Here is a 24,253-nt window from a genome sequence, read left to right on the forward strand (position 1 = left end):
GTTTCGTCTCCTGGAGGCGACGGAAACCGCTACAGGGCGGCCACGTCAACCTTTCCCCGGAGGCGCATGCCGACAAACCCCGGTCACTTGACCAGGCGCAGGATCCACGGATAGCGGAACGTCCCACCGGTCAGCGCGTACACCGCGGCGATCGCCGACAGCACCCACGCGACCGCGTACACGACCCCGCCGAGGCCGAACGTGACGATCGTGAGCAGCAGCAGCGTCACCTGGAAGTTGACCGCCTCCGCCGCCTGCCGCCGGACGAACTCCGACCGCTTGCCGCTCACCAGCATCAGCACCAGCGGCCCGACGAACAGCGTCGGCACCGCCACGGCGTGGGCCGCCGCCGCGAGCATCCGGTCCTCCCCCGTGACGGCCTCGGCGACCGGCGCGGCCCGCACCGGCTCCAGGTCGCGCGTGACGCCGCCCAGCTGGCCGCGCGTCTTCGACGTGATCGCCAGCTGGACGCGCATGTCGAACTCGTCCTCGTCGAGCCGTCCCTCGGCGTAGGCGGCCTGGAGCCGCTGGATGGCCGACTCGCGCTCGGCGTCCGAGACCCGCAGATCCCCCACCGCGTAGCTGCTGTCCATACCTCCATGCTGGGCGCGCCGGCGCCCGCGGACCATCAGGGATGACCCTGAGCCGCCCCTGAATCGGCCATCGGCCGCCCGGTCCGGCCGTACTCCTTCCCCGGGACGAGCCGCCCGCCGTACAGCTCCGACACGGTCACGAACACATACCCCTCGGCGGCCAGCCGGTCGATGATCCGCGGGACGGCCTTCACCGTCGTCGGATGGATGTCGTGCATCAGCACCACGTAGCCGGGCTTGACCGCCTTCAGCACCCGCTTCTCGACGTACTCGCTGTCGCGGTGCTGCCAGTCCAGCGGATCGACGGTCCACAGCACCTGCGCGAGGCCCTGCTCCCGCGCGATCTTCGTGAGCCGCTTCGACATCGACCCGTACGGCGGGCGCAGCAGCACCGGCGTGACCCCCGACGCGCGGCGGACGGCCTCCTGCGTCCGGGTCAGCTCCGACATCACCGTCTTCTTGGAGGCCGTCCCGAGGTCGGCGTGCGTGTAGCTGTGGTCGCCGATCTCGTGCCCGGCCTCGTGCTCGCGCCGCACCAGCTCCGGGTGCTGAACGACGTTCTCCCCCACCACGAAGAACGTCGCCCGCACCTTGCGCGCGGCGAGGACGTCCAGCAGCTCCTCCGTGCTGGCGGCCGGCCCGTCGTCGAACGTCAGCGCCACGCACTTGACCCGCGCGCAGTCCGGAGGCGGCGGCGGTGGCTTCGGTTTCGGCTTCGGTCTCGCGGCCGGGGCCTCGCTCCGCGCGGCGGTGAGCCCGACCTCCGCCGGGCCCCCGCCGAGCGAGCTGAGCCACCCGCAGACCGCGGCCGCGAGCACGCCCGCCGCCCCCCGCCGGACAAGCTCCAGCCCGCCCATCAACACCCCCGCTGACGTTCCCCCAAGATCAGCCAGTCTAGGGCTCAAGCCCTTGCCAGCCGGGCATTCCGCCGCTGTGTCGGGAACCCGCGCACCCGGAATGTCGTTATCGTCGTACACCGCATCCGCGACCAGAGGACGGGGTGGGCGATGAGGTTCCGGGACCGGTTCGGGATCCGCAAGAACCGCGGGTCCACGGTGACGCGGCTGGACCGCGAGGCGACCGACACCGACATCGAGGCCCTGATCGCCTTCGCGCGCTCCCGCCGCGGCGTCGAGTTCTTCGTCGAGCCCGAGACCTTCGCCACCGACACCACCGCCGTGGCCGTCGCCCACGACGGCGAGTGGACCCGCCGCCGCGTCGGCTCCCCCAAGGTCATCGGCAAGGTGGCCCGCGACCTCGGCCTCCCCATCTACGACGTCCAGATCGTCGGCTACCCGCCCCGCATGCGCGCCTGGAACGCCCGCAACCCCGACCGCCGCATAGACCCCGGCACCCCCGGCCAAGCCGTAGCCCCCTAACCCCCCACCACCACGCGAACACCCGGCGCCCGCTGCGCGTGCGCGGTGACGCGGTATCGCTCGTTGGATGAGAACAAGACCACGGCGCCGGCCCGTTCGTCGCACGGGCACATGGCACGCCCTGCGCGTGTGCGGTGACGCGGGCAGTGGCGTTGGGTTGGGTGGGGCCCGGCAACATGGTGTTAGCCGGCCTCTTTGTTCTTGTAGGCGGCGGCTAGTTCAGCGGGGGTCATGCGCAGGGGGAGTTGGGAGGGTGGGATGCCGGCGTTGATGACCTCGCGGAGGATGACGGCCATCGAGTAGGCGGGGTCGGCGGCCAGCGCGCGCTGGAGGGCGACGTTGGCGAGGCCGCCGTCGCCGGCGGTGTAGGCGGCGAAGGCCAGGAGGGACGCGGGGGCCGGGGCGTACCGCTCCTCGACGCGGCGGAGGACGTCGCGCCAGAAGGCGATGTCGGCGGCGGGGGCGTCCTCGTCGATGCGTATCCATGCCTCGTCCCGGAAGCGCAGGTCGGTGAGCAGGAGGCCGAGCCAGGCGACGTCGTCGTCGGTGGGGCTGGCGCGGGCGTGGTCGAGCAGGGCGAGCAGGCGCGCGAGGTCATCCTCCGTGGAGCGGGTGCGGGCGCGGCGGCGTTCGGCCCGCGCGGTGGCGCCGCGCATGGCGGCGCGGGCGGGGCCGTCGAAGGGCTGGACGGAGCGGACGAGTTCGTCGCGGTCGGCGAGCGCGACGTGGCCGGCGTAGGTCGCCTGGGCGGCGACGGTGGTGGCGGAGATGTCGTACGGGGTCCCTTCGGGCGGGCAGCAGGCGTCGCGGCAGGTGAGCGACCACCAGCGGCCGGCGGCGACGCGGATCGCCTCGGCGGCGGGCACGCCGGCCGAGGCGAGTGCCGCGCGCATCGGGGTGGCGGCGGCCTCGACCTCGGCGGCGGGGCCGTAGCCGAGCAGGAGGGAGCGCGCGTAGCCGTTGGCGGCGAGGACGGCGGCCGCCCGGCCGTCGTCGGCGGCCGGTAAATCGAGCCGTATCGCGCATATGCCGCGACCGCCCTCGAAGCCGATCACGACGAGGCTCCGGGACGGGTGGAAGCCGAGCAGGTACGGGACGGCGGCGATGGCGTCATGGGCGGTGCGGATCACGAGAGGTGCCATGCCGTCGACGTTCGCAGCGGGCGGCGACGGCGCGCGGCGGATCCGCGGGATGTGGATAACTCCGGGCGGACGTGGGTGTCCGCCGGGGGCGGTAGCGTTGGGCGGCGTGCCCGCCCCTGATCTGCTGAACGCCAGCGATACCCAGATTCCGGACATGGCGACCCTGCTCGCCGCGGCCGTCGCGTCCATCGGGGGTGCCGAGCGCCCAGGCCAGGTGGAGATGGCGCGGGCGGTGGAGAAGGCGATCGACTCCGGCGAGCACCTCGCCGCGCAGGCGGGCACCGGCACCGGCAAGTCGCTCGCCTACCTCGTGCCCGCGATCCGGTACGCGGTGGAGAAGCAGACGACGGTGGTGGTGTCGACCGCGACGATCGCGCTGCAGCGGCAGCTCGTCGACCGCGACCTGCCCCGGCTGGCGGAGGCCCTGGGGCCCATGCTGGGCACGGAGCTGAAGTTCGCGATCCTGAAGGGGCGCCGCAACTACCTGTGCCTGCACCGGGTGCAGACGGGCGTCCCCGAGGAGGAGGACGGGCCGAGCCTGTTCGACCCGCAGCAGCTGTCGACGCTGGGCCGCCAGGTCAAGCGGCTGAACGAGTGGGCGGACGAGACCCGCACCGGCGACCGGGACGAGCTGGTCCCCGGGGTGAGCGAGCAGGCGTGGCGGCAGGTGGCCGTCACCGCGAAGGAGTGCCTGGGCGCCCAGCGGTGCCCGCAGGGCACGGAGTGCTTCGCCGAGCTGGCCAGGGCGGAGGCCGGTGAGGCGCACATCGTGGTCACCAACCACGCGCTGCTGGCCATCGACGCCCTGGAGGAGTTCCAGGTCCTGCCCGAGCACGACGTGGTCGTCGTGGACGAGGCGCACGAGCTGGTCGACCGGGTCACGTCGGTCGCCACGGGCGACCTGAGCGGGGCCGGGGTCGAGACGGCGGCGCGGCGGTGCGGGCGCCTGATCGAGGAGGCCGTCGCCGACCGGTTGAAAGAGGCGGCGGAGGGGCTCGGCGTCCTTCTGGAGGATCTGCCCCAGGGGCGTATGGACGTCCTACCGAGCGCTCTGGGCAACACCATCGCGGTGGTGCGGGACGCCGCGCACGCGTGCGTCACGGCGCTCGGCCCGGACAAGAAGGAGTCGGATCCCGGTGACATGGCCGCGCGCAAGGCCGCGCGGTCGTCGCTGGAAGACCTGCATGACACGGCCGTGCGGATGCTGGAGGCGTTCCAGCCCGAGATGGCCGAGCGCTTCGACGTGGTGTGGGTGGAGAAGCCGTTCGTCCCGGACGGGCGCCCGAAGCGTCCGCCGGCGCTGCACGTGGCGCCGATCGGGGTCGGCGGCCTGCTGCGGGCGACGCTGTTCGAGCGGCGCACCGCGATCCTGACGTCGGCGACGCTGACGCTCGGCGGGTCGTTCGAGCCGCTCGCCAGGCAGTGGGGCCTGCCGCCGCTGGACGAGAAGGCGCCGCGGGACGCCAAGACCGCCGCGGAAGGGCTCGCGCAGACCGCGACGGAGAAGGGCGAGCAGACCGAGGTCGTGTGGTCCGGGCTCGACGCGGGTTCGCCATTCGACCACGGGAAGGCCGGCATCCTGTACGTCGCGCGGCACCTGCCGCAGCCGGGGCGGGACGGTCTCGCCGACGCCTACCTGACGGAGATCACCGAGCTGATCGAGGCGGCGGGCGGGCGCACGCTGGGCCTGTTCTCCTCGATGCGGGCGGCGCGGCAGGCCGCCGACGAGCTGAAGGACCACCTGTCCCACCCCCTGCTCTGCCAGGGCGAGGACTCGACCTCCCTGCTGGTGAAGCAGTTCGCCGAGGACGAGCGGACGTGCCTGTTCGGCACCCTGTCGCTGTGGCAGGGCGTGGACGTCCCCGGCCCGTCGCTGCAGCTCGTCATCATGGACCGCATCCCGTTCCCGCGCCCGGACGACCCGGTGTCGTCGGCGCGGTCGCGGGCGGTCGCGGCGCGCGGCGGCAACGGGTTCATGGCGGTCGCCGCGACGCACGCCGCGCTGCTGCTCGCGCAGGGCGCGGGCCGGCTGCTGCGGTCGATGGACGACCGCGGCGTCGTCGCCGTCCTCGACCCGCGGCTCGCCACGGCCAGGTACGGCGGCTTCCTGAAGAACTCGCTGCCGCCGTTCTGGGCGACGACCGACCCGGACGTGGTCCGCGGCGCGCTGCGCCGCCTGGACGCGGCCGCCGCGCAGTGACTCAGCGGCGCGCGCAGTGACTCAGCGGCGGTAGCCGGCGAGGAAGTCGCCGATGCGGCCGACGGCGTCCTCCAGGTCGTCGGCGTACTGGAGCGTGACGACGCGGAAGTGGTCGGTGGCCGGCCAGTTGAAGCCCGTCCCCTGCACGATGAGCAGCTTCTGCTGTTCGAGCAGGTCGAGGGCGAAGCGCATGTCGTCCTCGATCGGGTACATCTCCGGGTCCAGCCGGGGGAAGACGTAGAGGGCGCCCTGCGGCTTGACGCAGGACACGCCGGGCAGGTCGTTCAGCAGCTTCCAGGCGCGGTCGCGCTGCTCGCCGAGGCGGCCGGTCGGCAGGACGAGGTCGTCGATGCTCTGGTAGCCGCCGAGCGCGGCCTGGATGGCGTGCTGGCCGGGGACGTTCGGGCACAGCCGCATGTTGGCGAGGATGTCCAGGCCCTCGATGTAGGACTCGGCGTGCTCCTTCGGCCCGGACAGCACGACCCAGCCGGACCGGAACCCGGCGACCCGGTAGTTCTTCGACAGCCCGCCGAAGGTGAGGCACAGCAGGTCGGGGGCGAGCGAGGCGATCGGGACGTGCTCGGCCTCGTCGTAGAGGATCCGGTCGTAGATCTCGTCGGCGAAGACCAGCAGGTTGCGGCGGCGGGCGACCTCGACGACCCGGGCGAGGACCTCGCGCGAGTAGACGGCCCCGGTCGGGTTGTTCGGGTTGATGATGACGATCGCGCGGGTGCGGTCGCCGATCTTGGCCTCGATGTCGTCCAGGCTCGGCTGCCAGCCGTCGTCCTCGTCGCACAGGTAGTGGACGGGCGTGCCGCCGCAGAGCGAGACCGCGGCGGTCCACAGCGGGTAGTCGGGCGTGGGGATGAGGACTTCGTCGCCGTCGTTGAGCAGCGCCTGCAGGGTCATGACGATCAGCTCGGACACGCCGTTGCCGAGGTAGACGTCCTCGACGTCGATGTCGGCGACGCCGTTGTCCTCGAAGCGCTGCACGATGGCGCGGCGCGCGGGGAGGATGCCCTTGGAGTCGCTGTAGCCGTGCGCGTCCGGCAGGTTGCGGACCATGTCCTGGAGCAGCTCGGGCGGGGCCTCGAACCCGAACGGGGCCGGGTTGCCGATGTGCAGCTTGAGGATGTTGTTGCCCTGGGCCTCCAACTGCTTGGCGCGCTTGAGCACGGGCCCGCGGATGTCGTAGCAGACGTTGGTGAGCTTCCCCGACTGGTTGACCTGCATGGACTTACCATATCCGCGGCAAGCGCCCGCAATCCCCGTTCCCCCCGGTGTGGCGGGAGGAACGGGGACGGCGCGCGTCACGGGGCGGAGATCGCGGACAGGATCGCCAGCCGCGCCGCGCGGCGCGCGGGCCGGATCGCGGCGAGCGCCCCCGCGACCGCGCCGACCAGCGCGATGACCGCCAGCTGGACGGCGGGCGGGGCGAACGGGTTGCCGAGCGCGCTGCCCAGCCCCCAGCCGAGGAACAGCCCGAGCCCGATCCCACCGGCGGTGCCGAACAGCGCGACGATCAGCGACTCCCACCGGACCATCGACCGGATCTGCGGCCGGGTCGCGCCGACCGCGCGCAGCAGCCCGAGTTCGCGGGTCCGTTCGTGGACGGCGAGCGACAGGGTGTTGGCGATGCCGAGCAGAGCGACGACGATGGCGAGGATCAGCATCCCGTAGACGACGGTGATGAACCCTTGCTGCTCCTCCGTCTGCGAGGCGACGAAGTCGTCCCGCGTCTGGACCTCAGGGGCGCCGTAGGCCGCACTCAGCCGGGTGAGGGCGCGGGTGGCGGCGGCAGCCGACGCTCCTGGGCGCAGTTCGACGAACGCCCTCGTGTCCAAGGGCTGCCTGGTGTGGGCGTCCCAAACAGTGCGCGGCACGAGGTAGTCGCCGGTCAGGTCGGTGTTCTCGTAGACGGCGCCTACGGTGAGCCGTTGGGACGCGCCGTCGGCGAACGTCACGTCCACCTGCGACCCGGCACGCCAGCCCTTGTCGTCGGCGACGCTCTTCGACACCGCGAACGTACCGGCGTCCTTCATGGCGCCCTGGGTGACGTCCAGGTCGAGGACGCGGCCGAGGGCGGCCGGGTCGGCGACGCTGACGGTCGACGGGTCGCCGTCCACCCGCATGCTGCCGGTCCCGGCCCCGGCGATCTCCCGGACCTCCGGCAGCCGCGCGGCGTCCTGGACGAGCCGGGTGCTGAACCCGCCGGTCTCGTTGTTGCCGGCGTTGACGACGAGCGCCCCCTTGAACGACCCGGCGACGCTGTTCTCCAGGGACGCGCCCAGCGACCCGATGAACACGGTCATCAGCGAGACGACGCCGACGCCGATCATCAGCGCGGTCGCGGCCCCGGCGGTGCGGGCCGGGCTGCGGGAGGCGTTGTCGCGGGCGAGCCGGCCCGGCACGCCGCGCAGCCGCGCGGCCGGACCGCCGATGAGGGCCGCGACCGGGCGGGCGGCGACCGGCCCGAGCACGACCATCGCGGCGACGGTGACCACCGCGCCCGCGGCCGCCATCGCCATCTGCCCGGTGACCGCGCCGAACACGACGGTCCCGGCGGCGACGGCGGCGAAGACGCCGCCGACGATGATCCGGGTGTCCGACGGCCGGGACGCCTCGGCCGCGACCTCGCGCAGCGCCGCCAGCGGCGGTGTCCGGGACGCCTTCAGCGCGGGCCCGAGCGCCGCGACCAGGGTGACCACCAGGCCGACGGGCACCGCGATGAGGATCGTGGTGGCGGCGACGGACAGGCCCTCCATCGCGATCCCGATCCGGAACTCCATGAACAGCCACCGGAGCAGCGCCGCGAAGCCGAGCCCGCCGGCGAGCCCGGCGAGGGTGGCGGCGCCGCCGACGACGAGGGCCTCGAAGCCGACGATCGCGACGACCTGCCGGCGGCCGGCGCCGAGGGCGCGCAGCAGCGCCGACTCGCGGGTCCGCTGCGCCATCGTGATCGCGAAGGTGTTGTGGATGGAGAACGCGGCGACGAGCAGCGCGACCCCGCCGAACGCGGCCAGGACGATCCGGAAGATGCGCAGGAAGCCGCTCTCGACGAGGCTCATGCCCTCCTCGACCTGCGCCTTGTTGGTGACCGCCTCCACCCCGGCGGGCAGGACCGGCTTGATGCGGGAGGCCAGTTCCGCCTGGCTCACGCCGTCCTCGGCGCGGACGGCGACGCCGCCGACGCGGTCGGTCCCCATCGCGACGTACTGCCGGGCGCCTTCCAGCGAGAACGCCGTGAACGACGTCTCGCCGAACGCGTCCTCGTCACCGAACTTGCTGATGCCGACGACGGTCACCGGGACCTTCCGCGGCGTGAGCACCGCCGTCCGGTCGCCGACCTTGAGGTCTCCCTGGTCGGCGAACATCTTGTTGACGACGACCTCGTCGGGCGCGCGCGGCGCCCGTCCGGAAACGAGGTGGTACGGGTTGAGTTCAGGGTCGGTCACCCAGTTGCCGGCCGTCCGGGGGCCGCGCGACTGGATCGTGGTGCCGTCCTTGGCGAGCAGCTGCCCCGACCCCTGGATGGTGGGCTCGGCGTTGGCGACGCCGTCCACCTGGCGCACCTTGTCCACAACGGACGCGTCGATCTCCCCGCGCGCGCCCCACGGCGCGTCGCTCACCTTGGTCGCGTTCCGCACGGTCACGTCCGTGCTGCCGTACGCCTTGGAGAAGTAGCCGTCGATGCTCGCCGCGAGCGTGTCGCCGAGGACGAGCGTTCCGGTAAGGAACGTCACGCCGAGGAAGACCGCCACCAGGGAGCCGACCAGCCGGCGCTTGCGTCCCCACAGTTCCTTGAACACGAGCCCGGTCATGAGTGGTCTCCCAGCCCTCGCATGCGGTCCAGCACCCGGTCGGGCGTGGGGGCGTCCATGACGTCGACGATGCGGCCGTCGGCGAGGAACACGACCGCGTCGGCGTGCCCGGCGGCGACCGGGTCGTGGGTGACCATCGCGACGGTCTGGCCGAGGTCGTCCACGGCGTTGCGGAGCAGCGCCAGGACCTCGGCGCCGGTGCGGGAGTCGAGGTTGCCGGTCGGCTCGTCCGCGAACACGATCTGCGGGCGGGTGACGAGCGCGCGCGCCAGCGCGACGCGCTGCTGCTGCCCGCCCGACATCTCCGCGGGCCGGTGCGAGAGCCTGTCCCCCAGCTTCAGGACGCGGACGACGGTGTCGAGCCACTCCCCGTCCGGGCTCGTGCCCGCCAGCGTGAGCGGGAGCAGGATGTTGTCGCGCGCCGTGAGGGTCGGGATCAGGTTGAACGCCTGGAACACGAACCCGATGCGCTCGCGGCGGAGCCTGGTGAGCCGCCGGTCCGACAGCGCCCCGAGCTCCTGGCCGCCCACGTAGACCTTGCCGGACGTCGCGTCCTCCAGCCCGGCCACGCAGTGCATGAGCGTGGACTTGCCGGCGCCGGACGGGCCCATGATGGCGGTGAACCGGCCGTCCGGGAACTCGATGGTGACGTCGTCGAGCGCGCGCACCGCCATGTCGCCGGACCCGTACACCTTGCCGAGGTGCTCGGTCCGGGCGCCGCCGCCGACTTCGCTGACCGTTCGTCTTGCCTCTGCTGCGTTTCCCATGCCGGGATCGTGGCCGCGCGCCATGCCGCCCGTCGTCGGGCGAGGAGAGGCACCCGCGCTGCTCCCCCGGACGCACCCGGCCCCGCTTCGGCTACGTCCGCCGCGGTACTGGGCCGCGCCGCGGGCCCCGCACCCCTCACGAAGATCAATAAGACACGATGTCCAATTGTGATGTGGGCAACATACATGCAGGCTTGCTTGCTTGTATCCGCGCTCGTACCGTCGAGCCATGGCAGTAAGCAGCCGCCGACGGCACCGCCACGGCTCCTCCAGCCGCCGTACGCAGGAGGAACGCCGGGCGCGCACCCGGGCCCGGCTCCTGGAGGCGACCATGGAGTGCCTGGTCGACCTCGGCTGGTCCGGAACGTCCACCACGGAGGTGGCCCGCCGCGCCGGGGTCTCGCGCGGCGCGCAGCAGCACCACTACCCGACGAAGATGGTCCTCGTCGCGGCGGCGCTGGAGCACCTGCTGGAGGCGCAGCGCCTGGCGTACGAGACGGCGTTCGCCGTCCTCCCCGCCGAGCGGCGCAACGTCTCGGGCGCCCTCGACCTGCTGTGGGAGGTGTTCCGGGGCCGTCCCGCCAAGGCCCTCATTGAGCTGGCCGTGGCGGCCCGCACCGACGACGAGCTGCGGCCGCTGTGCATCGACCTGAACGAGCGGATCCTCCAGGTGATCCTGGAGACGTTCGAGCGGCTGTTCCCGCAGAACACGCTGCCCCCCGACTTCGCCCCGACGATGCTGCGCGCCCTGTTCGCGATGTTCGTCGGGCTCTCCATACAGCACGCACTGGACGACGACGCCGAAGGCCACCAGGCCGCGGTGCTGCGCCAGGTCAAGGACGTCGCGCAGCTGATCGTCCCGCAGCAGGGGGCGCCGTCGGGCGCGCCCATGCCCGACACCCCCGAAAAGGCGTCCGCGCAGCAATCCGTGTGACCCACTCAGCCGACACCCCCCGACACCACCCCCAGCACCACCGCCGGCCCGCGATCGGTACGCGCCGGCCGCAGCACCCCGAGGGAGCGCCTCACATGCCGAAAGCCCCCACCGAACTCGCCGACGAGGTCCGCGAGCAGGTCAAGGACAAGAAGTCGTACCTGGGCGTCATCGACCGCCTGAACAAGGCGTCGGTCGACAAGCACTGGGAGGCCTACGCCGACATCCCCTGGGACGACCCCGAGTTCGTCGTCGACAAGACCGACCCGCGCTGGGTCCTGCCGCCGTTCGACCGGCTCGGCGAGACGGCCTGGTACCAGGCGCAGCCGCCGGAGATCCAGGCGCAGATCGGGCTGTGGCGCGTCGCCACCGCGATGAAGATCGGGCTCCAGTTCGAGAACCTGCTGAAGCGCGGGCTGCTCAACTACGCCTACCGGCTGCCGAACGGCCGCCCCGAGTTCCGGTACGTCTACCACGAGACGACCGAGGAATGTCACCACGGGATGATGTTCCAGGAGTTCGTGAACCGGACGAAGATGCCGATCCGCGGCATGCCGCGCTCGCTCAGCCTCATCGCGCAGGCCGCGCCGTGGATCCCGCTGGTCAGCACCGAGATGTTCTTCGTGTTCGTGCTCGGCGGCGAGGACCCGATCGACTACGTCCAGCGCAAGTCCCTCAAGGGCGGGCACATCAAGCACCCGCTCGAAGAGACGATCATGAAGATCCACATCGCGGAGGAGGCCCGGCACATCTCGTTCGCCCGGCACTACCTCAAGCACCGGGTGCCGAACATGCACCCGGCGCGCCGCCGGATCCTCGGCCTGGCCACCCCCGTCGTGCTCGGCGTGATGGCGCGGATCATGCTGTCCCCGCCCGGGCCGATGGTGCGGCACTTCAACATCCCGAAGGACGTCGTCCGCGCCGCCTACCGCAACGAGGCGTCGCAGGCGGAGATCTCCAACTCGGTCGGCAAGATCCGCGACCTGATGGCCGAGCTGAAGGTGATCGACCCGCTGAACAAGCGGGTGTGGAAGGCGTTCGGCATCTGGGACGAGCCCAAGCAGCGCCGCGCCGTCGGATCCGGCAAGGCCGCCTGACGATGGCGGCGGTGCGGGACCCCGCCGTGGTGACGCCGGCGGCGGGGCCGGGCGGCCCGTACAAGGTCGTCATCGTCGGCACGGGCTTCTCCGGCCTCGGCATGGCGATCGGGCTGAAGAAGGCCGGCGTGCACGACTTCGTCATCCTGGAGAAGGCGGACGAGGTCGGCGGGACGTGGCGGGAGAACACCTACCCCGGCTGCGCGTGCGACATCATGTCGCTGCTGTACTCCTACTCCTTCGAGCCCAAGGCCGACTGGTCGCGGATGTTCCCGAAGCAGGCGGAGCTGCTGCAGTACATCAAGGACATCACCGACAAGTACGAGCTGGCGCAGCACATCCGGTTCAACGCCGAGGCGACCGGGGCGGAGTACGACGACGCCACCGACACCTGGCGGGTGACCGTCAACGGCGACGAGATCGTCCGGGGGCGGTCGCTCGTCGCGGGCATGGGCCCGCTGCACCACCCGAGCATCCCCGACCTGCCGGGTCTCGCCTCCTTCGAGGGGACGACGTTCCACTCCGCGCAGTGGGACCACTCCTACGACCTGGCCGGCAAGCGCGTCGCGGTGATCGGGACGGGCGCGTCCGCGATCCAGTTCGTCCCGCAGATCGCGAAGCGGGTCCGGCACCTGACGGTGTTCCAGCGGACGCCGCCGTGGATCATCCCGAAGCCCGACCGGCCGGTCACCGCGGTGGAGCGGGCCCTGTTCCGGCGCGTCCCGCTCGTCCAGCGCGGCTACCGCAACGGCATTTACCTGATGCAGGAGAGCTTCGTCCTCGGGTTCAAGAACCCGAGCCTGCTCAAGGCGGCCGGCTCCCTCGCCCGGTGGCATCTCGCCCGCCAGGTCCCCGACCGGGACCTGCGCCGCAAGCTCACCCCCGACTACACGATGGGCTGCAAGCGGACGCTGGTGTCGAGCGACTACTACCCGGCGCTGATGCGGCCCAACGTGGAGCTGACCACCGAGGGCATCGCCGAGGTCCGCGAGCACTCGATCGTCACGCGGGACGGCCGCGAGCACGAGGTCGACGCGATCATCTTCGGCACCGGCTTCCATGTCACCGACGCGATGGAGGGCGCGCACATCGTCGGCCGCCGCGGGCTGAAGATCCAGGACGCCTGGAAGGACGGCATCGAGGCGCACCTCGGCGTCGCGGTCGCGGGCTTCCCGAACCTGTTCCTGCTGCTCGGGCCCAACTCCGGGCTCGGCCACAACTCGATGATCTTCATCATCGAGGCGCAGGTCCGCTACGTGCTGCGGGCGCTGGCGATGCTGGACGCGGCGGGCGGCGCGCGGATCTCGGTGAAGCCGTCCGCCCAGGACCGGTTCAACCAGTGGGTGCAGCGCAAGTCGGAGGGGGCCGTCTGGGTCTCCGGCGGCTGCGACAGCTGGTACCTCGACCGCGCCGGCGTCAACCGGGCCGCGTGGCCGGCGTCCACGCTGAACTTCTGGCTGCGGACCCGCCGGCTCGACCCGGACGACTTCCAGATCGAGCGGGACAGCGGGCGCCGGGACGAGCGGGCCGCCCCCGCTTTGTAGCGGCGCGAGTATCGGCGGGCACCGCCCGCCCTCTACAATCCCCCGTAATTGAACATCAAATCCAATTAGCCACCGCGGGCCGGGGCCACTCCCCATCCGGCCCGGGCCCGCGGTTCATCGAGCGGAGCGCGCAATGAGCATCGCGATCGTGACCGGAGGCGCCTCCGGCATCGGCCGTGCGATCGCCACGTCCCTGGTGGCGCGCGGCGACACCGTCCTCGTCAGCGACATCAACGCCGACGGCGCGGCGAAGGTCGCCGAGAAGCTGAACACCCTCGGCAGGGGCAAGGCGTCCTCCGCCGCCCTCGACGTCACCGACGCCGTCGCCGTCGCCGACCTGTACAAGAGCGTCAAGGCCGAGCACGGCCGGCTGGACCTGGTGTTCAACAACGCCGGCATCGCGATCGGCGGGCTGGCCGAGGAGCTCACCCTCGACCACTGGAACCGCGCGATCGACATCAACCTCAAGGGCGTCGTCCACGGCGTCCACGCCGCCTACCCGATCATGCTGGAGCAGGGCTCCGGCCACATCGTGAACACCGCGTCGCTGGCGGGGCTCGTCCCGATGCCGATCGGCATCCCCTACACCGCCACCAAGCACGCCGTCGTCGGCCTCTCCCTCGGCCTGCGCGCCGAGGCCGCCGGACGCGGCGTCAAGGTCAGCGTCGTCTGCCCGTCCTTCGTCGACACCCCGCTGCTGCACAACGTCAACCCGGACCTGCCCGAGACGGCGCTCAGCGGCGACGCGACCGGCGACATCGCCAAGGCGTCCCCGCGCCTCTACACGGCGGAGAAGCTGGCCCGCGACATCATGCGCGGCGTCGCGAAGAACCAGGCGCTCATCGTCGCGCCCGCGCACGGCCGGCTCGCCTGGCGCGGCGTCCGCCTCAACCCGGGCGCCGCCGTCCGCGTCGCCCAGATCGCCGTCGGCCGGATCCGCGCCGGGAAGTGACCCGGGCCCGCCCTCACTCGGGCGACCGGCGGATGACCAGCAGCGCGACATCGTCCTCGGCCTGCTCGCGGCCGATCAGCGCCGCCATCACCGCGGCGCCGACGTCCTCGGGCGGGCCCGCGGACACCGCGCGGCACAACCGCTCGATCCCGGTGTTCAGGGACGCGTCACGCCGCTCGATCAGCCCGTCGGTGTAGAAGCACAGCAGCGCCCCCGGCGGGAGGTCGAGGGCCATCGTCTCGCGGGGCATGTCGTCCCCGAAGCCGATGAGCACGTCCGGCTTCGCCTCGACGGGCCGCGCGGCCTCGCCGGGCAGCGCGAGGACGGGCGGGCAGTGCCCGGCCGACGACAGCAGCACCCGCCGCAGGCCGGGGTCGAACACGCCGTACAGCACGGTCGCCGTCGCGTCGGGCTCGAAGTGCTGCATCTTCCGGTCGAGCCTGCGCAGCACCTCGGCCGGGTCGGTGCTCTCCAGCGCGTACGCCCGCAGCGCGCTGCGCATCCGCCCCATCACGACGGCGGCGCCGAGGCCGTGCCCCGCCACGTCCCCCATCACGATGCCGATCTCGCCGGACGGGAGCGTGAACACGTCGTACCAGTCCCCGCCGACACTGGCCTTGCCCGGCCGGTAGCGCGCGGTCAGCTCCGCGCCGGGGATGTCGGGGAGCGCGGCCGGTACGAGGCTGCGCTGCAACTCCCGGGCACCGGCGCGTTCGGCGCGGCTCGTCAGCGACTGCACGGCCATCGCGGCGCGCGAGGCCGCGAGCCGCAGCAACTCGGTCTCGTCCTCGGTGAACCGGCGCGGGATGAGCGTACCGACGTGCAGGACGCCGACCAGCGTGCCGCCGCCGATGAGCGGCACGCCGAGCAGGGACCGCAGCCCCCGCTGCACGAGCAGCGGATTGAACACGCCGCCGGTCGGCACGTCCGGGATGTACACGGCCCGCCGCTCCGCGGCGACCCGTCCGGCGAACCCCTGCCCCACCGGGACGTACGCCGCCTGGCTGACCTCCTCCTCGATGCCCTTCGCGGCCGCCGCCACGAGAAACCGCCGCTGCCGGTCGAGCAGCAGCACGACGGCGGTGTCGACGTCCAGGACCCGGCGCAGCCGGTCGAGCAGCGCATCGAGGAACTCGTCCACGTCCATCAGGGCGAACGCCTCATCGGTGATCGCCCGGATCCGCTCCAGCTCGCGGGCGGCCCGGTCCCCGGTGCCCGCTGAGTTCTCCAACATTGCACCCGTATGTTCGTTAGTTGACGTTCTGCAACTATTACCCGAGGTCCGCGGACCGATCCAAAAGGTGACGCAGATCATGGCGAAGCGTTTCGCTACGGCTCCGGCATAGGCTGGACGCCATGGAACGCATCCTGGTCAGCTCGTGCCTCGCGGGGCGGCGCGTCCGCTACGACGGCGCGGCCAAGCCGGTCGGGGACGACCTCTTCCACCAGTGGCGGACTGAAGGCCGCCTCGTCCCCTTCTGCCCCGAAGTATCGGGCGGCCTGCCCGTGCCGCGGCCACCCGCCGAGATCGTCGGCGGCGACGGGGCCGACGTCCTCGACGGCACGGCCCGCATCCTCACCGACGCCGGCGAAGACGTGACCGAGGAGTTCCTCCGCGGCGCCCGCCTCGCCCTGGACACCGCCCGCCGCTCCGGCGCCCGCGTCGCCCTGCTCAAGGAGGGCAGCCCCTCCTGCGGCAGCCACCGGATCTACAACGGCACCTTCACGGGCGCGCACCACCCCGGCACGGGCGTGACGACCGCTCTGCTCCAGCGCGCCGGCATCGACGTCTTCAGCGAGAACGACCTGGAAGCCGTCCAGGCCCACCTGGCAACACTGGAAGCCTGACCCGCCTCAGCCGGCCTCTTGCTCGACGGCCTGGTCGTCGGGGAGCCGCCGGGCGCGCACGTCGTTCAGCCCGCGGTCCCGCGCCTGCAGTTCGAAGAGCCCCTCGACGTAGGCGACGAACCCGTTCCACGGGTCCAGGTCGGCCAGGGACCGCTCGGCGACCTCCGCGGGACGAGCGCGCCGCTGTTCGCCGGCGGCCTCAGCTCGGTCGTGCCGATGCCGATGCTCGGCAGCCTGGCCGTCTCCGCGGCCGCCCTCCGCAGCTATGCCGTCACCCAGCACGCGGGCCTGGCCGACCGCGGCGTCTGCGCAGGGACCCTGATGATCGGCGGTCTCATCGAGCGAGGCGACATCCACCGGATGATCACGTCCCAGCCCGGCGGTCTGGGCGACATGGCGGTACGGCCCCTGAAGCCCGACGACATCGCCGACACCGCCAGGAACCTCGACACGAGACGGGACGCGCCCCCGAAGCCGTCTTCAACGCGCTCGCCTGAGCACCTGGCATCCACATACCGCAGGCATCACCACCGGGCCAAAGAGCACCGACCGACGACCATTACGAGGAGGGCCGGATTCGCTTTCCCGGCCGATGCCCCGGGCCGCCCGTCTGGTGACTTACCGCCTTCCCAGTCGGCTCAGGTCGCGTTCAGCCGCGCCTTGACCGCCGAAAGGAACGTCGCCCAATGCTCCGCATCGAGGACGAGTACGGCCCCGGCCGGTGCCTTGCTGTCCCGGATCCCGATGCCGGGACGCAGGTGAGCGACCTCGACACAGTTGCTCGAACCGTTGCTCCAGGAGCTCTTGCGCCACGTGGCGCCGTCGCGCGCCGCACGAACCCGATCCATTGACCCTCCCTGGTTGCCGAACCCCCTACCCTCATTAAACAAACCATTCAGAAGAGCGGGTTTAGGACATCCCGAAGCTGATCAACGGTATGACCGATGGGTCACTTAAACCACGCCGTCCGGGCTGCCGCGCTCGGCGGGCGAGGAGCCTGGGCCCGGCCTCGAAGGGGACGGCATGAGCGACCAGTCGACCACGCATCTGCTCGAGATCGGAACGGAGCTGGTGGTCAAGCGCTACCGGTCATGGGAGTACCGGCAACCGGAGCGGGAGTGGACTGCTTTGCAGCTCCTCGACGAGCACGCCCCCGGGACAGCGCCCACGCCAGTGTCCGCCGACCTCTCCGCCGTCCTTCCCGTGGTCGTGATGTCCCGCCTGCCTGGGCTGCCTCTGCCCGACCCTGTCGGCACGGAGCATGCCGCCGCCGTCGCACGCACCGTCGTCCATGTCCAGGAGGCGATTCCACGGACGGCCCTGGCCGAGCTTCCACCCCGCGCGGGCCGGCCGGCCGAGCTGCTCCAGCAGGTGACGGAATGGTGCGTTGAGGCATCGAGCGGCGACGCCTCACCCTTGGCCGCCAAGGCGCTGGCAGCGGGATCGCAGTGGCTCCAACGGCCTGATCTGGCCGCCCGCCTCTCCCAGCCGGGGACGCCGGTGTTCGGAACCGGGGATGGGAATCTGGCCAATTACCTGTGGGACGGCTCCGAGGCGCGCCTGGTCGATTTCGAGTACTCCGGCCGCAGCGACCGCGCCTACGAGCTGGCGGAGATGATCGAGCACATCTCGGTACGGCAGCGCGGCGGCACCGCCGTCGTCCGAGCACTGGAGCACGTGGCGCCAGAGGAACATGGCTCTTCGAGGTTCGCGGACTGCCGGCGCCTGCACGCGTTCTTCTGGCTGCTCCGGATCCTTGGCAGCGGCCAAGGCCGATCAACGGACGGCTCCCCCGTCCTGATCTCCCAGGCGACGAGAGTCCTGGAACTGCTGGGCTAGAAATGAGAAAGGCCCCGCCGGTGACGGCGGGGCCTTCCTGCAATATGTGTCCGGCGGCGTCCTACTCTCCCACACAGTCTCCCATGCAGTACCATCGGCGCTGAAGGGCTTAACTTCCGGGTTCGGGATGGGACCGGGTGTTTCCCCTTCGCCAAAACCACCGAACGTCTCAACGCACCACCCGCACACGGGTGAGCAAATCAACGTCCAAGCCGGCAGGCTCAGAATACTTCAGTTATGTGCTGCGGTTCCAGGTTGTTTCCTGAGAACCACACAGGGACGCGAACAAAATCTCGTAGCAGCGACTCGCTTTGAACGTTCAGTGTGTTCAAGCCACTCGGCCTATTAGTACCGGTCGACTCCACACGTTACCGCGCTTCCATCTCCGGCCTATCAACCCGGTCGTCTACCGGGGGCCTTACACCCACAAAGGAGTGGGAGAACTCATCTCGAGGAAGGCTTCCCGCTTAGATGCTTTCAGCGGTTATCCCGACCGAACGTAGCCAACCAGCCGTGCCCCTGGCGGGACAACTGGCACACCAGAGGTCCGTCCGTCCCGGTCCTCTCGTACTAGGGACAGACCCTCACAATTCTCCTACGCGCGCAGCGGATAGGGACCGAACTGTCTCGCGACGTTCTAAACCCAGCTCGCGTGCCGCTTTAATGGGCGAACAGCCCAACCCTTGGGACCTACTCCAGCCCCAGGATGCGACGAGCCGACATCGAGGTGCCAAACCATCCCGTCGATATGGACTCTTGGGGAAGATCAGCCTGTTATCCCCGGGGTACCTTTTAGCCGTTGAGCGACACCACTTCCACACGTAGGTGCCGGATCACTAGGCCCTGCTTTCGCACCTGCTCGACACGTCCGTCTCACAGTCAAGCTCCCTTGTGCCCTTACACTCGCCACCTGATTGCCAACCAGGCTGAGGGAACCTTTGGGCGCCTCCGTTACACTTTAGGAGGCAACCGCCCCAGTTAAACTACCCACCAGGCACTGTCCCCCACCCGGATACACGGGTGCGGGTTAGACGCTCAAAACGACCAGAGTGGTATTTCACCAACGACTCCACCGACACTGGCGTGCCGGCTTCACAGTCTCCCACCTATCCTACACAAGACGCTCCAAGCGCCAATGCCAAGCTATAGTGAAGGTCCCGGGGTCTTTCCGTCCTGCTGCGCGAAACGAGCATCTTTACTCGTACTGCAATTTCGCCGGGCCTGTGGTTGAGACAGCGGGGAAGTCGTTACGCCATTCGTGCAGGTCGGAACTTACCCGACAAGGAATTTCGCTACCTTAGGATGGTTATAGTTACCACCGCCGTTTACCGGCGCTTAGATTCTCAGCTTCGACCCCCGAAGAGATCTAACCGGTCCTCTTAACGTTCCGGCACCGGGCAGGCGTCAGTCCGTATACAGCGTCTTACGACTTCGCACGGACCTGTGTTTTTAGTAAACAGTCGCTTCCCCCTGGCCTCTGCGACCCCACCCAGCTCCGGAAGCACGTTCCTTCACCGGACGAGGCCCCCCTTCTCCCAAAGTTACGGGGGCAATTTGCCGAGTTCCTTAACCACAGTTCACCCGATCGCCTTGGTATTCTCTACCTGACCACCTGAGTCGGTTTAGGGTACGGGCCGCCAGTACACTCGCTAGAGGCTTTTCTCGACAGCATGGGATCACTCACTTCACCTAAAACGGCTCGGCATCAGCTCTCAGGATTCACGAGAGACGGATTTACCTGTCTCTCTCCCTACAGCCTTACCCCGGGACAACCATCGCCCGGGCTGAGCTACCCTCCTGCGTCACCCCATCACTCACCTACTACCCCCTCGGGTCGACCGCTAGGCCCAGAAGAAGCCCGAAGGCCCCAACCAGGATTCGGGGTCTTAGCATCAGAGGGTTCAGCGTTGGCGCATACCAGCGGGTACGGGAATATCAACCCGTTGTCCATCGACTACGCCTGTCGGCCTCGCCTTAGGTCCCGACTTACCCTGGGCGGATTAGCCTGCCCCAGGAACCCTTGGTCATCCGGCGCACACGTTTCTCACGTGTGACTCGCTACTCATGCCTGCATTCTCACTCCCGCAGCCTCCACCACTCGATCACTCGGCGGCTTCACCGGCTACAGGACGCTCCCCTACCCATCAACACAAACGTGTCAATGCCACGGCTTCGGCGGTGTGCTTGAGCCCCGCTACATTGTCGGCGCGGAATCACTTGACCAGTGAGCTATTACGCACTCTTTCAAGGATGGCTGCTTCTAAGCCAACCTCCTGGTTGTCACAGCAACTCCACATCCTTTCCCACTTAGCACACGCTTAGGGGCCTTAGCCGATGATCTGGGCTGTTTCCCTCTCGACTACGAAGCTTATCCCCCGCAGTCTCACTGCCACGCTCTCACTTACCGGCATTCGGAGTTTGGCTGACGTCAGTAACCTTGTAGGGCCCATCAGCCATCCAGTAGCTCTACCTCCGGCAAGAAACACGCGACGCTGCACCTAAATGCATTTCGGGGAGAACCAGCTATCACGGAGTTTGATTGGCCTTTCACCCCTAACCACAGGTCATCCCCCAGGTTTTCAACCCTGGTGGGTTCGGGCCTCCACACCGTCTTACCGGCGCTTCACCCTGCCCATGGCTAGATCACCCCGCTTCGGGTCTACAGCATGCGACTCAAACGCCCTATTCAGACTCGCTTTCGCTACGGCTACCCGCCACCGGTTAACCTCGCCACACACCATAACTCGCAGGCTCATTCTTCAAAAGGCACGCCATCACGAACAGGAGCAAGCTCCTGAGGACGCTCTGACGGCTTGTAGGCACACGGTTTCAGGTACTATTTCACGACCCCTCACCGGGGCACTTTTCACCTTTCCCTCACGGTACTGGTCCGCTATCGGTCACCAGGAAGTATTCAGCCTTACCACGTGGTCGTGGCAGATTCACACGGGATTTCACGGGCCCCGTGCTACTCGGGAACACACCCAAGAGACACCGCAGTTTCGTCTACCGGACTCTCACCGTCTACGGTCGGCCTTCCCATGCCGTTCGACTACCACGATATTTTGTAACTCTTCGACCCAGCGGCAGCTAGATCAGGATGGTCCCACAACCCCGCACACGCAACACCTGCCGGCTATCACACGCGCACGGTTTAGGCTAATCCGCTTTCGCTCACCACTACTCACGGAATCACTATTGTTTTCTCTTCCTGCGGGTACTGAGATGTTTCACTTCCCCGCGTTCCCACCAACCTGCCTATACATTCAGCAGGCGGCGACACCCCATGACGGGTGCCAGGTTTCCCCATTCGGAAATCCCCGGATCAAAGTCTGGTTGCCGACTCCCCGAGGCATATCGCAGGCTCCCACGTCCTTCATCGGCTCCTGATGCCAAGGCATCCACCGTATGCCCTTAAAAACTTGAACACACAAAACGATCAAAACAAATCGCAGACAAGAACACGATCCAAAGACCGCATTCTCGCCAGAGATGCTCGCGTCCACTGTGCAGTTCTCAAAAAACAACCGGGCCCACCAGCGCCGCCACGCTCATTGCGAGCGAAGCGGCGTCTGGTCCCGCAGTCCGAGGTCACCGGGCAAAGCCCGTTTCCTCAGGACCCAACAGCGTGTCCAACCCCCCACCCACCCGAAACCGTCGTTCCCACTCCCCCGAAGGGGCGGTACTTGCCGGCTCACACGGGCGGTGAGCTGAGTAGCCAGTGCTCCACATCTATGAGCAGCCACCTGACAGACACTCGCTGTCAACAGTAGCCACCGACCTGAGCCTTCCCCGAGAGGAAGCAGCCCCGGCCAGTTGTGTGCTCCTTAGAAAGGAGGTGATCCAGCCGCACCTTCCGGTACGGCTACCTTGTTACGACTTCGTCCCAATCGCCGGCCCCACCTTCGACCGCTCCCCCCATTGCTGGTTGGGCCACGGGCTTCGGGTGTTGCCGACTTTCGTGACGTGACGGGCGGTGTGTACAAGGCCCGGGAACGTATTCACCGCAGCGTTGCTGATCTGCGATTACTAGCGACTCCGACTTCACGAAGTCGAGTTGCAGACTTCGATCCGAACTGAGACCGGCTTTAAGGGATTCGCTCCACCTCACGGTATCGCAGCCCTCTGTACCGGCCATTGTAGCATGTTTGCAGCCCAAGACATAAGGGGCATGATGACTTGACGTCATCCCCACCTTCCTCCGAGTTGACCCCGGCGGTCTCCCATGAGTCCCCACCACTACGTGCTGGCAACATGGAACGAGGGTTGCGCTCGTTGCGGGACTTAACCCAACATCTCACGACACGAGCTGACGACAGCCATGCACCACCTGTCACCGGCCCAAAAAGGACCCCGCATCTCTGCGGGATTTCCGGCGATGTCAAGCCTTGGTAAGGTTCTTCGCGTTGCGTCGAATTAAGCAACATGCTCCGCCGCTTGTGCGGGCCCCCGTCAATTCCTTTGAGTTTTAGCCTTGCGGCCGTACTCCCCAGGCGGGGCGCTTAATGCGTTAGCTACGGCGCGGAATCCGTGGAAGAACCCCACACCTAGCGCCCAACGTTTACGGCGTGGACTACCAGGGTATCTAATCCTGTTCGCTCCCCACGCTTTCGCTCCTCAGCGTCAGTACAGGCCCAGAGAACCGCCTTCGCCACCGGTGTTCCTCCCGATATCTGCGCATTTCACCGCTACACCGGGAATTCCATTCTCCCCTACCTGCCTCTAGTCTGCCCGTATCCACCGCAGACCCACGGTTAAGCCGTGGGCTTTCACGACAGACGCGACAAACCGCCTACGAGCTCTTTACGCCCAATAATTCCGGACAACGCTTGCGCCCTACGTATTACCGCGGCTGCTGGCACGTAGTTAGCCGGCGCTTCTTCTGCAGGTACCGTCACGTTAGCTTCGTCCCTGCTGAAAGAGGTTTACAACCCGAAGGCCGTCATCCCCCACGCGGCGTCGCTGCGTCAGGCTTCCGCCCATTGCGCAATATTCCCCACTGCTGCCTCCCGTAGGAGTCTGGGCCGTGTCTCAGTCCCAGTGTGACCGGTCGCCCTCTCAGGCCGGTTACCCGTCGTCGCCTTGGTAGGCCATCACCCCACCAACAAGCTGATAGGCCGCGAGCCCATCCCCAACCGAAAAACTTTCCACCGGCACTCCATGCGAAGGCCGGTCATATCCGGTATTAGACCCAGTTTCCCGGGCTTATCCCAGAGTCAGGGGCAGGTTGCTCACGTGTTACTCACCCGTTCGCCGCTCGAGTACCCCCGAAGGGGCCTTTCCGCTCGACTTGCATGTGTTAAGCACGCCGCCAGCGTTCGTCCTGAGCCAGGATCAAACTCTCCATTAAGGTCCAAACGACCAACCGGGGGGCGAACCCCAGCCGGCCAAACCTCGAAGAAAATCCCAGCAAAAGCACAACTCCGAAGAGTCGCGCATTGCCTCAAAGAAATCCCCACCATCAACCCGGAAGGGCTGACGGCGACGGGGCGACCCGGACTCCCCGAAGAGAGCACCGAGCCGATAAAGGCACTGGCTTTTAACACGCTGTTGAGTTCTCAAGAAACGGACACCCACCGCGCCGAACCCCGCTCTCGCGGACCCCGGCTCCGGGGCAACCCTTCTAACTTACCTGTTCCGCTCCCGCTGTCAAGTCGATCCGCGAAGATCTTTTTGACGGTCGGAGGCTTCCCAGTCCCCCCGCGGCGACGACTCACCCCCAGGCACTGAGCCTGGCGACGATCGATCCGTAGGAGTCGCCCTGCGGGCCGGCCACCTCGCGGCGTCCTGCATCCCGTCCGGGCTTGCCACTCGAGAGTACCTCGGTTCGAAGCAAGCCGCGAACCGTTTTCCTCTTTCGGCTTCCCCCGGGGCCGTCCGCCTCTCGGCGTCCCGCATCCCCTTGGGGCACGACAGACATTAGGCAGCCCCGGACACCCCGTCAAATCGACACGACCCGCTGAACGCGCCGCCTACAAGGGCTTTGCGCGCCCTCCGCCGCCCGCGTGCCGCCGGACTCAGCCGAGGCCGCCTGCACTCCACCTCCTGCCGAAGCACGAAACCCGCAGGTCACCTGGGGTTCACGGCGGCGACATCAGTCCCGTGTCAGTGCCGCGTCAGTGTCAGGGCGCCGATGT

At 68.8% G+C, this 24,253-nt stretch carries 17 protein-coding genes and 3 rRNA genes; 8 read left to right on the top strand and 12 right to left on the bottom strand.

Annotated features, from left to right (window positions below):
* Positions 1-83: 83 nt before the first annotated feature.
* Together HUT06_RS31305 and HUT06_RS31310 are read right to left on the bottom strand one after the other, a co-directional pair.
* Entirely contained in the window at positions 84-593 is a 510-nt protein-coding gene (locus tag HUT06_RS31305) for a DUF1707 and DUF4870 domain-containing protein (protein WP_176198991.1), read from the bottom strand.
* Between the two features lie 35 nt (positions 594-628).
* A complete protein-coding gene (locus HUT06_RS31310) occupies positions 629-1,450 on the bottom strand; it encodes a polysaccharide deacetylase family protein (protein ID WP_217711540.1) in 822 nt (273 codons plus the stop codon).
* 150 nt (positions 1,451-1,600) lie between these two features.
* Here HUT06_RS31310 and HUT06_RS31315 point away from each other — a divergent pair, with 150 nt between their 5' ends.
* Positions 1,601-1,972, top strand: coding sequence for a hypothetical protein (locus HUT06_RS31315; protein WP_176198992.1), 372 nt, complete (start codon positions 1,601-1,603; stop codon positions 1,970-1,972).
* Between the two features lie 182 nt (positions 1,973-2,154).
* On the opposite strand, the gene HUT06_RS31320 is transcribed toward HUT06_RS31315, so the two are convergent.
* A complete protein-coding gene (locus HUT06_RS31320; protein ID WP_176198993.1) occupies positions 2,155-3,114 on the bottom strand; it encodes a DUF4192 domain-containing protein in 960 nt (319 codons plus the stop codon).
* Positions 3,115-3,268: 154 nt separating this feature from the next.
* Here HUT06_RS31320 and HUT06_RS31325 point away from each other — a divergent pair, with 154 nt between their 5' ends.
* Positions 3,269-5,314, top strand: a complete 2,046-nt coding sequence (locus tag HUT06_RS31325; protein ID WP_176201752.1) for an ATP-dependent DNA helicase — start codon at positions 3,269-3,271, stop codon at positions 5,312-5,314.
* A gap of 21 nt (positions 5,315-5,335) precedes the next feature.
* On the opposite strand, the gene HUT06_RS31330 is transcribed toward HUT06_RS31325, so the two are convergent.
* The 3 genes from HUT06_RS31330 to HUT06_RS31340 form a co-directional block, all read right to left on the bottom strand.
* A complete protein-coding gene (locus HUT06_RS31330; protein WP_176198994.1) occupies positions 5,336-6,547 on the bottom strand; it encodes a pyridoxal phosphate-dependent aminotransferase in 1,212 nt (403 codons plus the stop codon).
* Between the two features lie 77 nt (positions 6,548-6,624).
* The gene (locus HUT06_RS31335) at positions 6,625-9,135 is read right to left on the bottom strand and encodes an ABC transporter permease (RefSeq protein ID WP_176198995.1); all 2,511 of its coding nucleotides are present in this window, start codon (positions 9,133-9,135) and stop codon (positions 6,625-6,627) included.
* A complete protein-coding gene (locus tag HUT06_RS31340) occupies positions 9,132-9,902 on the bottom strand; it encodes an ABC transporter ATP-binding protein (RefSeq protein WP_217711541.1) in 771 nt (256 codons plus the stop codon). Before HUT06_RS31340 ends, HUT06_RS31335 begins: the two co-directional genes overlap by 4 nt.
* Before the next feature lie 229 nt (positions 9,903-10,131).
* Between HUT06_RS31340 and HUT06_RS31345 the strand changes: the two genes are divergently transcribed.
* From HUT06_RS31345 to HUT06_RS31360, 4 genes are all read left to right on the top strand, one after another.
* The gene (locus HUT06_RS31345) at positions 10,132-10,836 is read left to right on the top strand and encodes a TetR/AcrR family transcriptional regulator (RefSeq protein WP_254715479.1); all 705 of its coding nucleotides are present in this window, start codon (positions 10,132-10,134) and stop codon (positions 10,834-10,836) included.
* A 95-nt stretch (positions 10,837-10,931) separates the two neighbouring features.
* A complete protein-coding gene (locus tag HUT06_RS31350; protein WP_176198997.1) occupies positions 10,932-11,933 on the top strand; it encodes a diiron oxygenase in 1,002 nt (333 codons plus the stop codon).
* Between the two features lie 2 nt (positions 11,934-11,935).
* Complete coding sequence (locus HUT06_RS31355) at positions 11,936-13,477, top strand: NAD(P)/FAD-dependent oxidoreductase (protein ID WP_176198998.1); 1,542 nt, start codon at positions 11,936-11,938, stop codon at positions 13,475-13,477.
* Positions 13,478-13,610: 133 nt separating this feature from the next.
* A complete protein-coding gene (locus tag HUT06_RS31360) occupies positions 13,611-14,429 on the top strand; it encodes an SDR family oxidoreductase (RefSeq protein ID WP_176198999.1) in 819 nt (272 codons plus the stop codon).
* 13 nt (positions 14,430-14,442) lie between these two features.
* Here HUT06_RS31360 and HUT06_RS31365 read toward each other — a convergent pair whose 3' ends face one another.
* A complete protein-coding gene (locus HUT06_RS31365) occupies positions 14,443-15,663 on the bottom strand; it encodes a PP2C family protein-serine/threonine phosphatase (RefSeq protein WP_176199000.1) in 1,221 nt (406 codons plus the stop codon).
* Between the two features lie 122 nt (positions 15,664-15,785).
* Between HUT06_RS31365 and HUT06_RS31370 the strand changes: the two genes are divergently transcribed.
* Positions 15,786-16,277 (top strand): DUF523 domain-containing protein, encoded by a 492-nt coding sequence (locus HUT06_RS31370; RefSeq protein ID WP_176199001.1) that lies wholly within the window; start codon positions 15,786-15,788, stop codon positions 16,275-16,277.
* Positions 16,278-16,283: 6 nt separating this feature from the next.
* Here HUT06_RS31370 and HUT06_RS31375 read toward each other — a convergent pair whose 3' ends face one another.
* Together HUT06_RS31375 and HUT06_RS31380 are read right to left on the bottom strand one after the other, a co-directional pair.
* Entirely contained in the window at positions 16,284-16,634 is a 351-nt protein-coding gene (locus HUT06_RS31375) for a hypothetical protein (RefSeq protein ID WP_176199002.1), read from the bottom strand.
* Between the two features lie 281 nt (positions 16,635-16,915).
* The gene (locus HUT06_RS31380) at positions 16,916-17,125 is read right to left on the bottom strand and encodes a DUF397 domain-containing protein (RefSeq protein WP_176199003.1); all 210 of its coding nucleotides are present in this window, start codon (positions 17,123-17,125) and stop codon (positions 16,916-16,918) included.
* A gap of 175 nt (positions 17,126-17,300) precedes the next feature.
* On the opposite strand from HUT06_RS31380, the gene HUT06_RS31385 reads away from it, so the two are divergent.
* The gene (locus tag HUT06_RS31385) at positions 17,301-18,116 is read left to right on the top strand and encodes a phosphotransferase family protein (protein WP_176199004.1); all 816 of its coding nucleotides are present in this window, start codon (positions 17,301-17,303) and stop codon (positions 18,114-18,116) included.
* A gap of 48 nt (positions 18,117-18,164) precedes the next feature.
* On the opposite strand, the gene rrf is transcribed toward HUT06_RS31385, so the two are convergent.
* The 3 genes from rrf to HUT06_RS31400 form a co-directional block, all read right to left on the bottom strand.
* Positions 18,165-18,281, bottom strand: a 5S ribosomal RNA gene (rrf, locus tag HUT06_RS31390).
* Positions 18,282-18,440: 159 nt separating this feature from the next.
* Positions 18,441-21,544 (bottom strand): 23S ribosomal RNA (locus tag HUT06_RS31395).
* A 403-nt stretch (positions 21,545-21,947) separates the two neighbouring features.
* A 16S ribosomal RNA gene (locus HUT06_RS31400) occupies positions 21,948-23,466 on the bottom strand.
* The 16S, 23S and 5S rRNA genes sit together here, the layout of an rRNA operon.
* Positions 23,467-24,253 lie beyond the last annotated feature (787 nt).

It is taken from the genome of Actinomadura sp. NAK00032, from assembly GCF_013364275.1.
Taxonomy (GTDB): Bacteria; Actinomycetota; Actinomycetes; order Streptosporangiales; family Streptosporangiaceae; genus Spirillospora.

Bases quoted from the DNA above. Each gene is read 5' to 3' on its own strand.
- HUT06_RS31365 (WP_176199000.1), bottom strand. From the start codon at position 15,663: ATGTTGGAGAACTCAGCGGGCACCGGGGACCGGGCCGCCCGCGAGCTG.
- HUT06_RS31385 (WP_176199004.1), top strand. From the start codon at position 17,301: ATGAGCGACCAGTCGACCACGCATCTGCTCGAGATCGGAACGGAGCTG.
- HUT06_RS31360 (WP_176198999.1), top strand. From the start codon at position 13,611: ATGAGCATCGCGATCGTGACCGGAGGCGCCTCCGGCATCGGCCGTGCG.
- HUT06_RS31305 (WP_176198991.1), bottom strand. From the start codon at position 593: ATGGACAGCAGCTACGCGGTGGGGGATCTGCGGGTCTCGGACGCCGAG.
- HUT06_RS31350 (WP_176198997.1), top strand. From the start codon at position 10,932: ATGCCGAAAGCCCCCACCGAACTCGCCGACGAGGTCCGCGAGCAGGTC.
- HUT06_RS31330 (WP_176198994.1), bottom strand. From the start codon at position 6,547: ATGCAGGTCAACCAGTCGGGGAAGCTCACCAACGTCTGCTACGACATC.
- HUT06_RS31320 (WP_176198993.1), bottom strand. From the start codon at position 3,114: ATGGCACCTCTCGTGATCCGCACCGCCCATGACGCCATCGCCGCCGTC.
- HUT06_RS31315 (WP_176198992.1), top strand. From the start codon at position 1,601: ATGAGGTTCCGGGACCGGTTCGGGATCCGCAAGAACCGCGGGTCCACG.
- HUT06_RS31345 (WP_254715479.1), top strand. From the start codon at position 10,132: ATGGCAGTAAGCAGCCGCCGACGGCACCGCCACGGCTCCTCCAGCCGC.
- HUT06_RS31335 (WP_176198995.1), bottom strand. From the start codon at position 9,135: ATGACCGGGCTCGTGTTCAAGGAACTGTGGGGACGCAAGCGCCGGCTG.
- HUT06_RS31310 (WP_217711540.1), bottom strand. From the start codon at position 1,450: ATGGGCGGGCTGGAGCTTGTCCGGCGGGGGGCGGCGGGCGTGCTCGCG.
- HUT06_RS31355 (WP_176198998.1), top strand. From the start codon at position 11,936: ATGGCGGCGGTGCGGGACCCCGCCGTGGTGACGCCGGCGGCGGGGCCG.
- HUT06_RS31380 (WP_176199003.1), bottom strand. From the start codon at position 17,125: ATGGATCGGGTTCGTGCGGCGCGCGACGGCGCCACGTGGCGCAAGAGC.
- HUT06_RS31340 (WP_217711541.1), bottom strand. From the start codon at position 9,902: ATGGGAAACGCAGCAGAGGCAAGACGAACGGTCAGCGAAGTCGGCGGC.
- HUT06_RS31325 (WP_176201752.1), top strand. From the start codon at position 3,269: ATGGCGACCCTGCTCGCCGCGGCCGTCGCGTCCATCGGGGGTGCCGAG.
- HUT06_RS31370 (WP_176199001.1), top strand. From the start codon at position 15,786: ATGGAACGCATCCTGGTCAGCTCGTGCCTCGCGGGGCGGCGCGTCCGC.